The sequence below is a fragment of the Advenella mandrilli genome, from assembly GCF_016595155.1.
Classification (GTDB): domain Bacteria; phylum Pseudomonadota; class Gammaproteobacteria; order Burkholderiales; family Burkholderiaceae_B; genus Advenella; species Advenella mandrilli.
Map to the genome: position 1 here is coordinate 130,723 of NZ_JAENGP010000007.1, position 15,054 is coordinate 145,776.

Here is a 15,054-nt window from a genome sequence, read left to right on the forward strand (position 1 = left end):
TTAAGTAAAAAAATACCCAGGCTGTCAGCTGGGTATTTTTTTGAAAGCATGACTGCTTATTGCGGTGAAGTTCCGTTTTGTTGTGCTTTTTCAATGCTTTGGCACTGCTGCAGGAAATTGTCTAAAAATTGGGCTTTAGGCACGGTTTTATCAGCAGGTGAATTCCACAAGGTATTTGCAAATTCAATAAATGAACCTACCTGCTCATCGGGTACGCTATTGTCATTACTGATGAATTCATTGGCTTCCTCTTGTGTTTTACCCGTGTTTTTCAGGTCATACAGTTTGCCGATGACGGTAACACTGGCCTGGCAGGTAAAGTTGCCGGACGAAACCACTGCTGGCACAGGTTCATCAGAAGAGGTGCTTTGATATAGATCTTCCTGCTTTTGTATGGGGGGCGGTTCGGGCTGGGTGGTTGGTGAAGGAACGGTAACCCCGGAGACGGGCGGCGCGGCTTCATCTTCTTCGTTGAATAAAGACGTTTCTAGCAATTTCCAGGCCAAAAATGTAATACCTAGAACCAGAACCAGTAATAATAAGAATTTACCAAATGCTTTCATGAGCATCCTTTATTAGCTAAAATTATGTTTGTGCATTATCGTAAGACAATTATCCCCACACGCAATGAGGATAAGCGACTATAACTCAAATTATAATTAGAATCTTCTCATTTTAAGTAAAATATTGACTAAAAATATCGTCCGGTTTTAAACGGTTTTTTCTTAAAGCCAGGCTCTGTCAAAAAGATGGCGTAAGAAAATAGAATATTTACGATGCCGGCTAACAGGAAAATAACCGGCACCGAAATATCCAGGCTGAGCAAGAGGCCGACAATTAGCGCGCTGGCAATCAGGAAAAAGGCGTTAAGGATATTATTGGCAGCAATAATACGTGCGATATGTGTTTTTGAAGTGGTTTTCTGGATAAACGTATACAAAGGTACACTATACACACCGGCGCAGGCACTTAACATGAACAGGTCAAACATGGTGCGCCAGTTTGCTGGCTGGGCAATGAACTGGCTGAAAGAGCGCAGCTCCTGCGTGTCGGGAACCGTAATTGAAAAATAAAGATCAACCGTAAACAGGCTCATTCCTGCAGCACCCAAGGGGACTAATGATAAAGCCGGGCGCCGCAGGCCAAGCCTTTCGCAGGATAAAGAGCCTGTTGCCACGCCAATTGAAAACAGCACTAGCAACAGTGCGGCCACGTGTTCGTTGCCTTTCAGGATATCTTTGGCAAAAACAGGAAAAAGGGCAAGAAAAACCGCCCCGAAAAACCACATCCAACTAATCAACAGCATGCACTTGAAAATAATGCGGTGCTGGCGGGCGATGGCCAGGTTTTTAAGCGTTTCCGTAAAGGGGTTCCAGTTTATTTTATTGCTGGCTGGTTTCTTTTCCAGTGGAGGAATAAATTGTGCGCTGATTCTGCCGGCCACTGCCACCAGCAGGCAGGCAAATGCGGCCCAAAGGTGACCGTTGCCCGGAATAGCCACCAGAATTCCTCCGGCAATATTACCTAATAGAATGGATACAAAGGTGCCCATGCTGACCAGGGCATTACCACCCATTAAGAATTTATCATCTAACACCTGAGGTAGATAGGCGAATTTGGCCGGTCCAAAAATAGTGGAATGCAGGCCCATCAGGAAAATGCAGGCCAGCAGGATGATGACCGATTGCGTATAAAGACCAAAGGCAGCCAATAGCATAATGCCAATCTCTGCATTCTTGACGTTGCGCATAATGCGAATTTTGTCATACTGGTCAGATAATTGCCCGCTGGTGGCAGAAAACAGCAGGAATGGAAAAATAAACAGGCCGCCAATAATGACGCCGGCCATGCTGGATGGGAACCATTGGGTTTGCCATTGATACGTAAGTAAAATCGTGACGGCAAATTTGTAAAGGTTATCGTTTGCGGCACCACAGAACTGGGTCCAGAAAAAAGGCGCGAAATAGCGTTTTTTCAAGAGTGAAAATTGGTGGGAGACAGGTTGCTGTTTCATTGATTTCTCTGTAAATATGCCTGGTACTTTGTTAAGTTATTGAATAAATTAAATTATTATTTTATAAATATGGTGGTTTTAACACTTAAATTGTAAAATATTCTGAATTCAGAGTATTACTTGCATGCAGGGTATTATCCTGCAAATACAGGACTAGGTCATGAAGCGTTTACTGTTGGTTTTTTTGTTGTCAATTTCAATGCCAGTCATGGCAATGGGAAGGGTACCGGCCGGGATTGAAAAATCAGGTGCCCCGTCTGCTATTGTCGCTTGCGAGGTGGTGGTTCAGGAATTGAACAGGAATAAATTATCAGGTCAAATCAATGAAACGCAATTGGTTGAGGTATTGCAGACATTAAATAGCCTTCAAAAATTGCCTGCTTATTTTGTCATGAAGCGGCAGGCACGTGAACAGGGATGGCAACCGGGGCGGTATTTTTCGGATATCCCTGCCTTAAGGGGCAAGTCGATGGGTGGCGACTATTTTGGCAACTATGAACGCAGGCTGCCTCAAGGCAACTGGAAAGAGGCTGATCTGGATTATCGGGGCAAGAAACGTAATGCCAAGCGATTGGTATTCAGTAAAGATGGGCAGCAGCGCTATGTTAGCGTCGATCATTACGAGACATTTCACAAGGTGCCATCATGTCAGTAAAATCTTCATCTATATCGGCTCGCCGCCTCAAGAAAGTGGCACGTACTGTTCGACTTTGTGAGTTAAGCCGCATTAGCAATATTGATGAGGTTTATGATTTGCTACAGCTTAATTTAAAATTGCCCCAGTATTTTGGCCGTAACCTGGATGCCTTGTATGACAGCCTCAGTACCGATGTTAAAGGCCCTTTTAAAATAGTCTGGTTTGACCATGCAAGCAGTGCAGACGCCTTGGGTGAGATTGACTATGAGGGGCTAATTGATGTATTAAGGGCGGTGGCCAGTGAGCGGGATGACGTAGAGGTGGTGCTGGGGTAAGGGCCTGGTCCAATTCAATGTAGGCTGTATATAGGCTTGGGTTGAAAGGGGTATGTGAACAGGCGTTGTTGGTAAAAAAGTATGCTTACCTTGCCCAAAGCCACTTAGCTGAATTTGTGTCTGCCACTGAGTTGACACAAAATTGACGCCGTGTTGATTCCGGCAACAAAAAAACCGCTTAGATTTTTTTCTAAGCGGTTGATTTGATTATGTATTCTGCTGGTGGCTCTTCCCCGATTCGAACGGGGGACCTGCGGATTATGATTCTTGGTTTTATTAAAAAGATATAAAACTAATCCTTTATTAATCAATGGCTTGCAATGATACTCAAACATCTTTCATGTAGGTTTTTTAGCCTATTTTTAGTCTTTTTTTAGTTATTTGGCCACCTTTTGGTCACCTTAAAACACCCTTCGGGGTGTTTTTTTTCGTCTATAGGAAATGGAACGAATGAAAGAAGCTCATTTCAGGATTCGTGACCTGACAAATGATGAATATGCATCACTGAAAAATCTGGCCATCCAGCTAACTGGAAAACCAAGCATAGCCGCATTGGCCAAACAGTTGATTCTGGAAAAACTCGGTAAAAATGATCATAAGTTATCAAAAGAAAAAGCAGAAAACCAAGGACAACGGATTGAGGTTCGCTTGCAATCTCCAGACCTGAAAGAGCTTAAGGAAAGAGCCAGGCAATCAAATATGACGGCCAACCGATATTTGGCAATGCTGTTCCAGGCACACACACAAAAAGCCCCTGTTTTAAGCACCAAAGAAATCGAAGCCTTATATCAATCAAATGCGCAACTGCTGCGGATTGGTCGCAACCTGAACCAAATTGCCAAAGCATTAAATTCAGGCTCGCAAACGGCCATATCAACACACCTGCTGAATAATATCAAAGATGAACTGGATACACACACCGAACAGGTGGCTGATGTTATCCGGGCAAATTGGGAACGGATGCCGTAATGGGAATTAACTACAGAGTGGATAACTGGTTTTTAGGCTATGAGCGTAGCATCAACCCTAAAAAAGGGGGGGGTGGCGGTGGCCATAATTTCAAGCCAGGTACAGGGCTTAAAAATTTACAGGCGGCCGGCCTGAAAAAACCGGAAGTCATGGTCAAAATACCCAGGCGTACAGGCAATTCATCGGGTATGAAGGGGGTTAAAGGCCATCTGGAATATATCAGCCGTAATGGTTCCCTAACACTGGAAAATCAGGATGGCCAGAAGATCACCGGTGCGAAAGAAATTAAAGACACGCTGAATGAATGGCGTAAATTTGGCATACCTGAAAACAGTACCAAGCGGGAAGCGTTAAATATTGTGTTCTCGATGCCGCCAGGTACACCAGCGCAAGCTGTTAAGGATGCGGTCAGAGAATTTGCCAGGGAAAAATTTCAAGGCCATCAATATGTTTTTGTGGAACATACCGATGAAAAACACCCACACGTACATCTGGCCGTCAGTATGCGTGATGAACTGGGCAAACGCATGAACCCACGCAAAAATGATTTATTCCATTGGCGGGTGTTTTTTGCCGAAAAAATGCGTGAGCAAGGTGTTGATTGTGCGGCCACCAAACGGCAGCACAGGGGCATAGCGCAAAAAGGTGATAGTGCCATCGTTCGACAGATTGAGGATAGGGGCAAGCTATCAGAGGTCAAGAAATCACAGGCACAAGAGCTTATACAGGCTCTCAAAGAAAATAAACGGCCATTACATCCTTTTCTAAAGGAACACCTAGCAACCAAAGAAATGATAAGTGAGGAATACAAGTACCTGGCCAAGGAACTGTATAAAGCCGGGCTGAAAACAGAAGCCAGGGCAATTAGTAAACTGAATCAGAGTGTCATGCAGGCTGATAACACAACGAAGGCACAAGCACGGTTTGATGACGTTATCGGCAGAGTTACTGAAAAATCAGTGGAAATAGAAAGATAATTTTTTAACTAGGATTTTTATTATGAATAAATCACTACTAGGCGAATTTGAGGGTATAGCTGCCCGTCTTAAGCAGGAGTTATCAGAAATACAGCGAGAAGCAATATGTATGATAATCAAGGTGTTTAATATTAATACGGTATTGGGCGAATGCTTACGATAGATGCAATGATCGCAAAAAAAGATATTGATGAAATGTGTGGCAAAAAATAAGGCGTAATCATGGATATTAATAAAGGTATATATTTAAGTGATTTTGATGTTCTCGCATTGCGACTAAAACACGAGTTGGGAATAAAACAAGATTATGAATTGGCCAAATTTTTTGGAATATCAGCACCATCATTCAACGCACGAAAAAAAACAATAATTTTCCAATCAAGAAACTGAAAGAAATTCTTGAACAACGGTCTGATTTAAGCTATGTGGATTTAAGATGGGTTCTAACGGGAAAGAAGGGAGTAATAGGTGATGATTTAATTAATAAATTAAAGGAGTTAACAGAAACACAACAAGAAACAATATGTATGATAGTCAAGGAATTTCATAAAAATTTACATTAAAAATTTAAGCCCGGCCAGTGTATCGAAAGGTGCACTGGCCGGGTTTTTTTTATTGAAATTTTGGATATTTGCATTTTAGGGTGGGATTTCTATAAATCTCACCTTATTTTTTAACTTAACAAACTCTAATTTTGCAATCTAAGGTTGAAAAATCTACGTTTATTGCATAATATTTAACTATTGCAAAATAAGGTTGAAAAAAAATGGCTTCTGCACCAAACAATACCGAATCTACACTGACAAGTTTTATTTGGAACAATGCGAATGATCTTTGGGGTGATTTCCCACATACAGAGTTCGGTAAAATCATTTTACCCTTTACGGTATTAAGACGTTTGGAATGTGTACTTGAGCCAACGAAAGAAGCTGTTCTCAATACTTATGCGCAATTCAAAGATCAAGGAATGGCGCTTGACGATATTCTTACTAACGTAAGCGGCAATCCATTTTATAACAAATCAACCTATAACCTATCTAATTTAGGCGGGACAAAAACCAAAGCCAACCTTGAAGATTACATTTCCAATTTTTCTGAAAACGTGCGTGTGATCTTTGAACAGTTTGACTTCAATACAACGATTAACAAGCTTTCTAAAGCGAATTTACTGCTACGCATTTGCAATAATTTCGCTGCCATCGACTTACATCCGAATGTTGTTCCTGACCGCACCATGAGTAATGTCTATGAACATTTAATCGCTAGATTTGGTGCAGAAGTCGGTACGGGGTCTGAGGACTTCATGACTCCGCGTGATATTGTACATTTGGCAGCGACTTTATTGCTTGAGCCTGATAATGAGCTGTTTGAACAAAAGAATGGTTTAATCAGAACTATCTATGATCAAACGTGCGGTACATCGGGCTTCCTAACCGACATGATGAATTATGTAGACGGTTTTAAAGACCGCTATAAAGTTGCCCCTGTACTTGTACCCCACGGACAGGAATTGCAGCCTGAAACTCATGCGGTCGCATTGGGTTCAATGTTGCTCAAAAAACTGGAATCTGACCCAAGCCGTGATTTATCGCAGAATATTAAATTGGGCAGTACACTCAGTAATGACTTATTTGCAGGACAGCGTTTCCACTATCAATGTTCTAACCCGCCTTTTGGTATGTCATGGGCGAAGGATGCCAGTGCGGTTCAATTAGAGCATAAAGAAAAAGGCTTAAATGGGCGTTTTGGTGCGGGCTTGCCTAAAGCCAGTGACGGCTCAATGCTGTTTTTACAAAATCTGATTTCCAAACTAGAACTGCCTGAAAATGGTGGTGGTCGTGGTGCGATTGTGCTATCAGGTTCACCATTGTTTAACGGTGGTGCAGGCTCAGGCGAGTCAGAAATTAGACGCTTCATTTTAGAAAATGATTATCTCGAAGCAATTGTGGCATTGCCGACTGATATTTTCTTCCGTACAGGTATTGGTACATATATTTGGTTGATCTCAAACCGTAAACCTGAACAGCGCAAAGGCAAAGTACAGCTCATTGATGCTACAGGCATGGGTTCATCTATGCGCAAGAATGAGGGCAACAAGCGCAAGTTTATTGACCAAAATTCGATTGATGAAATTAGCCGTATTTATGCCGATTTTGAAGAAAGTTCGGTCAGTAAAATCTTTGACTATACTGACTTTGGCTATCGCAGAGTCAAAGTCTTGCGCCCTCTACGGATTGATCTTCAATTTGATGCGGAAAAACTGGAATCGTTTAAAGCATCGAAAGAGTTTGGCAAGTTATCAGACAGCGACCAAAACACGATATCAGCTTATATTGAGCAGCAGTTTGGTGACAGTAAAGACTATGCTTGGTTTGAGAATACATTCCTGAAAAATCTACCACTCAGCAAAGTCAGTAAGGGCTTAAAGAATGCTTTGATCGCTGCGTTTGGGGTGCAAAATCCTGATGCCGAAGCCGTAGAAATTAACGGTGAAGTGCAAATGGACAGTGAACTTACCGATTACGAGAACATCCCACTCAATCAAGATATTGCTGCATATATGGCAAAAGAGGTACTTCCTCATGCGCCTGATGCGGTAATTGATACCAGTTATACCGATGCCAAAGACGGTCAAGTCGGTGTGGTGGGTTATGAAATTAACTTTAACCGCTATTTCTATGTATTTGAGCATCCACGCCATCCGAATGAGATTATGGCTGAAATTAAAGAGCTTTCTGCCGAAGTTGCACAATTGCTTGGGGAGGTTTAAAGATGCAATTTAAACAATACCCAAGTTATAAAAATAGCGGTGTGGAATGGTTAGGGGATGTACCTAAGCATTGGCAAGTCAAACCCAATAAATATGTATTTAAAATCCAAAAGCGTATTGCAGGAACATTAGGTTTTAATGTTCTTTCAATTACTCAAAAAGGTTTAAAAATTAAAGATATTGAAAGTAATGCGGGGCAAATGGCTCAAGATTATTCTAAATACCAAATTGTAAATGTCGGTGATTTTGCAATGAATCACATGGATTTACTAACGGGATGGGTTGATATTGCCAAAGTTACAGGTGTTACTAGCCCTGATTACCGAGTATTTGAAGTTAGGAATAAAAAAGTTAATAAAGAATATTTTTTGCATTTATTCCAATTAGGTTATAGAAATAAAATTCTTTTTGCTTTTGGTCAAGGTGCTGCTCAGATGGGCAGATGGCGCTTGCAAAGTGAAACTTTTAATAGTTTAAAAATGCCATTCCCTAGCATAGAGGAACAAGAAAAAATAGTTTCATTTCTCGACACCGAAACTGCCCGAATTGACACCCTTATTGCCAAGCAAGAAAAGTTAATCGAACTTTTAGAAGAACAGCGTAAGTCGATTATTTCTCATGCTGTGACTAAAGGTTTAAATCCCAATGCACCGATGAAAGACAGTGGTGTGGAATGGTTGGGGGAAGTTCCTGAGCATTGGACGGTGTTAAAGAACAGACACATATTCAACTTTAGTAAAGGCCTAAGTATCACGAAAGAAAACTTACAGGAATCAGGAATTCCGTGTGTTAGTTATGGTGAGGTGCATTCAAAATTTGGATTTGAATTTAACCCTGAAATTAATGACATGAAATTTGTGTCAGAAGAATATTTAGAAACCTCAAAAAACTGCCTTTTGAATAGTGGTGATTTTATCTTTGCTGATACATCAGAAGATTTTGAAGGTTCAGGTAATTTCTCATATTTAAATAGTAATTCCCAAGTTTTCGCAGGGTATCATACTGTTATTGCTCGTTTAAAATCGAAACAAAAACCGAGATTCTTTGCATACATATTTGATTCAAATGCACATCGCAAACAAATTCAAACACAAGTTAAAGGTATTAAAGTTTTTAGTATTACCCAAGGTATATTAAAAGACATATATTCTTGGCTGCCGCCAGTTCATGAACAAGATTTAATTGTTGAGTATTTAGATAATGAATGTAAAAAAATATCATTATTAAAAGCCAAGCAAATAGAACTAATCGAAAAACTTAAAGAATATCGTTCTTCGATTATCTCCCATGCGGTTACAGGCAAAATTGACGTAAGGGAGTTTGACGCATGATTTCTTTAGCAAACACTATCTAAAGCCAATATGGGAATGCCTGAGTTATGGCATCAAGCCCCGTTTTGGCAACACGCATTACAACAGAATTAAAAATTAGGGGAATCGCATGAATATCTTGGCAGACAAAGCCCATTATGAAAGTCACTTAGAAGCCTATATTGTGCAAAAACTGCAAGCGCAAGGTTGGGTGGTTGGGCAAAGTAAAAATTATCATACCGAATATGCACTGTATCCCGAAGATTTAATCACATGGATTCAAGCCACACAGCCTGGAAAGTGGGAAAAACTGCAAGCACTGAATGGTAGTAATACCGAAAAACGCATCATCGACCGCTTGGATGATGAACTGAATAAGAAAAGCACAATCCATATCTTTCGTAATGGCTTTAGCATGGCGGGCGCAGGCACAATCGACCTCAGTGAAAGCGCACCCGAAGATGGACGCAATCAAGCCGTCATTGACCGCTATAACGCCAATATTCTACGTGTTGTCCCACAACTCAAATATCATCCATCCAAAGATGCAGGCATTTTGGACCTTGTGTTCTTTATTAATGGCTTGCCAATGGCAACGGTAGAAATTAAGACCGAGTTTAACCAGTCTTTAGAAGATGCCATTGAACAGTATAAAAATGACCGTAAGCCGATAGACCCTAAAACAAGACGTAAAGAGCCATTGTTAACACCCAAGCGTGGTGCAATTGTGCATTTTGCCTTGTCTGAATCTGAAATTGCCATGACCACCGCTTTAGATGGTGAAAGCACCTATTTCTTGCCGTTTAATAAAGGTAATCAGGGACATGCAGGCAACCCTCCTGCGGATGCAGCCAAAGGTGAGGATTATCCCGTGGCGTATTTTTGGGATTATGTCTGCCAACGTGATAATTGGCTGAAAATTTTCCATAATTTTGTCTACGTGGAAAAGAAAAACAAAGTCGATCTATATGGTAATTGGACGGTACAGGAACGCTTGATCTTCCCGCGTTATCATCAGTTTGATGCGGTGAATAAAATCATTGCCGATGTGCAAGAAAAAGGCGTAGGACTGAATTATCTGTGTGAACACAGTGCAGGCTCAGGCAAAACATCGACAATCTCTTGGGTGTGTCATTCACTGGTGCGTTTCGTCACAATGACGGTACACCGTTTTATAACTCCGTCATTGTGGTGACAGACAGAACGGTACTGGATGACCAGTTACAGGAAGCGATTCAACAATTAGATCATCAGAAAGGCTTAATTGCTGCAATTAACCGTGATGACAAAGAACATGCAGGCAAATCGAAAAGCAAACAGCTTGAAGATGCACTGTTATCCAATAAACAGATCATTATTGTGACCATTCAGACTTTCCCGCATGTGATGGAAGCGATTCTGACCAATACCAGTTTAAGCGACCGTAACTACGGTATTGTGATTGATGAAGCACATACCTCGCAAACAGGCTCAACAGCATCTAAACTGCAAGCGACATTGGCATTGCAGTCGGGTGAAGCAATGGCTAACCTGACTGTTGAGGAATTGCTTGAGCAGATTCAAAAAGCGCGTGTACAGTCCAAAAACATCAGTCACTTTGCCTTTACTGCAACTCCAAAACACTCGACTAAAATGCTGTTTGGGCGCACTAAAAATGGTGAGCCTGCCAGTGATGATAACTTGCCTGAATCCTTCCATCTATATCCGCAACGTCAAGCCATTGAAGAAGGCTTTATTTTAGATGTACTGCAAGGCTACGTGCCTTATAAAACAGCTTTTAAACTTGGCGGTGAAGCTGTTGATGATGATAAACGAGTCAATTCTAAAGCAGCCAAGAAAGCCTTAGCCCGTTGGATGGCTTTACACGCGACCAATGTCACGCAAAAGGTGCAGTTTATTATTCAACACTTTCACCACAATGTTGCCAATTTGCTTAATGGTCAAGCCAAAGCCATGATCGTGACCAGTTCACGCCCTGCGGCAGCACGATATAAAATTGCCTTGGAAAAATATATTGAAGATAACCCTGAATACAGTGCCTACCGTGTCTTGGTGGCATTTTCGGGTAAGCTCACAGGCAAACAGATTAGCCATGAAGCAGATGGTGATAGCGAAAACGGGGCGCTATTTCAAGTTGGTGAAGATGCTGAATTTACCGAAGCCAATATGAATGCCGATGCACCTAATTCTGATTTACGCATCGCATTTGACCGCCCTGAATATCGCTTAATGGTTGTGGCGAATAAATTCCAAACAGGCTTTGACCAACCCAAACTCTGCGCCATGTACATTGATAAAGTCATTGCCAATGAAGTTGAAGTGGTACAAACCTTGTCACGCTTAAACCGTACCACCACAGGCAAAGATCAAACTTTTGTAATTGACTTTGTAAATGACCCTGAATGGATTTTAAAGTGCTTCAAGAAGTACGACAACGGGGCAACAATGGTGGATGTACAAGACCCGAATGTGGTTTATACCATCAAAGATAATATTGAAGAACTTGATCTGATTACCGAAGATGATTTGGAGGAGTTTAAAGCAGCTCGTTTTAAAACTATCCGCGATATTAGTAATCATGATTTCAAAGAAACCACACATCCCGACCTGTTTAAAGCAACAGATCGTGTCGCCCGCCTGTTTAACCAAAAACTGAAAATGCTCAAACAGGCGATTGAGCTACAGGAAACCGCATTTGATCAAGCCAAAGCAGACGGCAATGATGAAGGCGCAGAAAAAGCGGAATTTGAGCGCAAGCAGTTAGACGTAGAACTACAAACCTTGATGCGCTTTAAGGGCAATTTGGATAAGTTTAGCCGTATTTATTCCTATGTGGCACAGCTTATTGACTTTGGCGATCCTGAACTTGAAAACTTCTCGGCATTTACCAAGCTCTTATCCAAACGATTAAATGGTATGTCTGCTAAAGAAATTGATATTTCAGGCTTGGTACTGACTGGCTTTGGCATCTTTAAAAAGAAACTTAAAACCGATGATACCGATCATCCCGAAGCGGATGAACCTCAACCATTAGCCCCCATCCAAGGCACAGCCAATGGTGATTTACAGCCAACCAAAATGACTTATCTGAAAGAAGTCATTGATCTTATTGCTCAGACTTTTGGCGATATTTCCACCCGTGAAGAACAGGTGGTATACATCAATCATTTAGTAACCATTCTACGAAATAACGATGTAGTTATGGCTCAGATTGAAAATAATCCTGAATCCACAGCCTTGCAAGGTAATTTGCCATCGGCAACGAAAGGCGCAATTATTCAAGCACTGACCTCACATCAAGACTTATCAGCATTGTTGCTCAAGACCGATGCACAAGCGATGCAGAACGTGATCAAGGTGCTGTATAAATTGCTTAAAGATGGTGAAACCATTGATGTGCATCGTCTAACATAACGGAGTATTGGAATGATTGATATTCTGCAACTGGAAGGTGTACAGCCGATAGATTACCGTAATGAAGATGGCTGTATTATGATTACCGTACAGCCAAGCGGTGAGCATTTGGAAACATGCCCTGAATGCGGTGGACGCTTATATAAGCACGGTCAGCGTATCAATCATTTTGCTGATACCCCCTTGCAGATGCAACCAGTAAAAATTGAGGTGATACGAACACGCTATCGCTGTTCTGAATGCAAAAGCATGATAACCCCTCAACTCAGCTTCTTAGATGAAAAACGCAGAGCGACCTATCGGCTGATTCAGCAAGTACGCAAGCGTTGCTTAGATCGAACTTTTACACAGCTTGCCGAAGATACGGGTGTAGTCGTGAACACCATTAAAAACATTACGCTCGATTTCGTGGAGGAATTAGAACGAGATATTAAGTTTGAAACTCCAACGATTATGGGTATTGATGAACTTAAATTGATGGGAACATATCGCTGTGTCATCACCAACCTTGCTATGAACAGCTTATATGATATGTTGCCTGAAAGAACTCAAGATACATTGATACCATACTTCGCCAAACTGCCTGATGCAGAAAAAGTAGAATGGATTTGTAGTGATATGTGGCGACCCTTCAAAAAGTCATTCCGTCTGCACCTACCAAATGCCAAGTTGGTTATTGATAAGTTTCATGTAGTGAGAATGGCAAGTGAAGCTTTAGACACTGAACGTAAAGCTTTACAAAGTAGTTTGGATCGTGATGCCCGACTGAATATGAAAAAACATTTACGGTGGATACTGCTTAGACGACCAAATTCATTGACCGAAGATCAACAAAGAATTTTAGGAAATTTAGAAAAATGGCATCCTGAATTTAAGGAAGCTTATGACCTCAAAGAGCAGTTTTATAATATTTATGAAGCAACAACCAAAGACGATGCCATACAAAGGTTTCATGAATGGGAAAGCAGTATTCCCAAATATTTAAAGTCTTTCCGTGACGTTGCTAAAACTGTGAATAATCACTTTGAGGATATATTCACCTATTGGGATGCGCCAATAAGAATTACCAATGCTTATACTGAGGGGCATAATGGTCTTACAAGGGTCGAAAATCGAATGGGACGAGGATATACCTTTGAGGTGCTTCGAGCAAAAATGTTATATAACAAAGTGGCTCGATCTATTACAACTTTAAAGACTCCATCATCTTCATTAAAATCAACCGAAGGTTATGAGGGTTTAACTGCATTTCCAACCAAGCAAGAGAATACTAAGTTGGAATATGGCGCTTATATTCCAACCTTGGTTGAATTGTATGGCGGTGATGAATATTTAGATGAAGAACTAATTTCAATCATATAATGCAAATAGCCGAAATTTTATCCTCCATCATTAGGCCATAAAGCCACACAAATATTTATAAAAACAAATCACTATCATTCTTATCAATGCTTAAAGCATGGTGGCTAAGTCACCACCACATCATTTTGATTATGCAGCCCAGAACTGGGCGTTTCCGGCCAAGCCGGAATTTATTAAAAGTGTCCACTTTTAACGGCTTCGGCCTATCCTGCATTTAGATTTTAAGAGGTTGTTCTTTGAATCTAAATGGAAATAAATTGAATTTTTTAGAATTAAATAGAACAAAATAGAATTTTGTGGAATTAATTAAAATTATTATGTATAATATGAAATAAATCATAATTTATATGAAATTTTATAGAATAAATTGAATTTTAATAGTATTTATTCGAATTTTCAAAATGATATTTAGGAAAATTTATTTTAGCAATTACTGCATGTTGAAAATCAAATGAAGCTGACACTTGAAGAGTTTTTGGGCAAAAACAAGCCTGCTGGCAGGTCAAAACTTGATCGTTTTATTAATGAAATTTTTGAATTGAAAAATCAAGGATTTTCCTTGGATCAAATTCTTGATTTCTTGAGTATAAATGAAGTTAAAGTTAGCAAATCTACGTTGCACTTTTTTATAAAAAATAAAATAAGTACATACAAAGAATCACCTAAAAAATCTTTTGTTATTGAAAAAAATAACTCAACGACAGTAGAAAAATTTTCTAAACAAGAAACCTCAAAAAAAGAACAGGAACCTACTGCGCAAAAAAAAATTAAATTGTCTGTATCAGAAAAATCTGAATCAACCGAATCTAAAAAAATTAAATCAGATTATGAAATACCCTCTTATGCCCCCAAAAGTTTAAAAAATATTGACGATTTAATTTAATGGGAAATGATAATGGAATTTGTTAGTGATTTAGATGTAAGAAAGAAAGAAAGCTCTTGAAAAATTTGTTTTTCAAAATAAACCTGAGCTAATAGCAAAGCTAGACGAGTTTAAAAAAGAAATTATTAGTTTGAATGAAATGGGTTATTCATTAGGGCGTGTTAACACTAATAGACAATCGGCCGCAATATTGCCTATCCTACAGGAATGGAAATCACACCTGAACAATTTACGCATATCGAAAGCTGCCTTCCCTGGCAACGAGGCAATGTCAAGCTAACGAATTTGCAGGTAGTCAATGCCATCCTTTATGTGGCCGAGCATGGCTGCAAGTGGCGCGGTCTGCCCGAGCGATTCGGGAACTGGCACACCGTTTACACGCG

Annotated in this window: 14 protein-coding genes; 12 read left to right on the forward strand and 2 right to left on the reverse strand. The window is 40.4% G+C overall.

The features are described 5' to 3' along the window. Window positions 1-56: 56 nt before the first annotated feature. Entirely contained in the window at window positions 57-563 is a 507-nt protein-coding gene (locus tag JHL22_RS07545; protein ID WP_200235573.1) for a hypothetical protein, read from the reverse strand. Window positions 564-691: 128 nt separating this feature from the next. After that, on the reverse strand, window positions 692-2,014 hold the full coding sequence (locus tag JHL22_RS07550) for an MFS transporter (protein ID WP_200235575.1): 1,323 nt from the start codon (window positions 2,012-2,014) through the stop codon (window positions 692-694). A gap of 160 nt (window positions 2,015-2,174) precedes the next feature. Here JHL22_RS07550 and JHL22_RS07555 point away from each other — a divergent pair, with 160 nt between their 5' ends. The 12 genes from JHL22_RS07555 to JHL22_RS07605 all read left to right on the forward strand — a co-directional run. Beyond that, window positions 2,175-2,669, forward strand: coding sequence for a ribonuclease domain-containing protein (locus JHL22_RS07555; RefSeq protein ID WP_234041181.1), 495 nt, complete (start codon window positions 2,175-2,177; stop codon window positions 2,667-2,669). Further along, window positions 2,660-2,986, forward strand: a complete 327-nt coding sequence (locus tag JHL22_RS07560; protein WP_200235577.1) for a barstar family protein — start codon at window positions 2,660-2,662, stop codon at window positions 2,984-2,986. Before JHL22_RS07555 ends, JHL22_RS07560 begins: the two co-directional genes overlap by 10 nt. A gap of 450 nt (window positions 2,987-3,436) precedes the next feature. Continuing rightward, entirely contained in the window at window positions 3,437-3,955 is a 519-nt protein-coding gene (locus JHL22_RS07565; protein ID WP_200235579.1) for a plasmid mobilization protein, read from the forward strand. Next, window positions 3,955-4,932, forward strand: coding sequence for a relaxase/mobilization nuclease domain-containing protein (locus tag JHL22_RS07570; RefSeq protein WP_200235582.1), 978 nt, complete (start codon window positions 3,955-3,957; stop codon window positions 4,930-4,932). Before JHL22_RS07565 ends, JHL22_RS07570 begins: the two co-directional genes overlap by 1 nt. Before the next feature lie 222 nt (window positions 4,933-5,154). Further along, window positions 5,155-5,322, forward strand: coding sequence for a hypothetical protein (locus JHL22_RS07575; RefSeq protein ID WP_200235584.1), 168 nt, complete (start codon window positions 5,155-5,157; stop codon window positions 5,320-5,322). A 376-nt stretch (window positions 5,323-5,698) separates the two neighbouring features. Next, entirely contained in the window at window positions 5,699-7,702 is a 2,004-nt protein-coding gene (locus JHL22_RS07580) for a type I restriction-modification system subunit M (protein WP_200235586.1), read from the forward strand. A gap of 2 nt (window positions 7,703-7,704) precedes the next feature. Next, on the forward strand, window positions 7,705-9,033 hold the full coding sequence (locus tag JHL22_RS07585; RefSeq protein ID WP_200235589.1) for a restriction endonuclease subunit S: 1,329 nt from the start codon (window positions 7,705-7,707) through the stop codon (window positions 9,031-9,033). A gap of 109 nt (window positions 9,034-9,142) precedes the next feature. After that, on the forward strand, window positions 9,143-10,207 hold the full coding sequence (locus JHL22_RS15935) for a type I restriction endonuclease (protein ID WP_234041182.1): 1,065 nt from the start codon (window positions 9,143-9,145) through the stop codon (window positions 10,205-10,207). Beyond that, the gene (locus JHL22_RS07590; protein WP_329610653.1) at window positions 10,141-12,426 is read left to right on the forward strand and encodes a type I restriction enzyme subunit R domain-containing protein; all 2,286 of its coding nucleotides are present in this window, start codon (window positions 10,141-10,143) and stop codon (window positions 12,424-12,426) included. Before JHL22_RS15935 ends, JHL22_RS07590 begins: the two co-directional genes overlap by 67 nt. A gap of 12 nt (window positions 12,427-12,438) precedes the next feature. After that, window positions 12,439-13,788: an ISL3 family transposase gene (locus JHL22_RS07595; protein WP_200235591.1), complete on the forward strand. Its 1,350-nt coding sequence runs from the start codon at window positions 12,439-12,441 to the stop codon at window positions 13,786-13,788. A gap of 451 nt (window positions 13,789-14,239) precedes the next feature. Continuing rightward, on the forward strand, window positions 14,240-14,671 hold the full coding sequence (locus JHL22_RS07600; protein WP_200235593.1) for a hypothetical protein: 432 nt from the start codon (window positions 14,240-14,242) through the stop codon (window positions 14,669-14,671). 207 nt (window positions 14,672-14,878) lie between these two features. Beyond that, window positions 14,879-15,054: transposase (locus JHL22_RS07605; protein ID WP_200235595.1), on the forward strand; the 176-nt coding region annotated here is incomplete at its 3' end.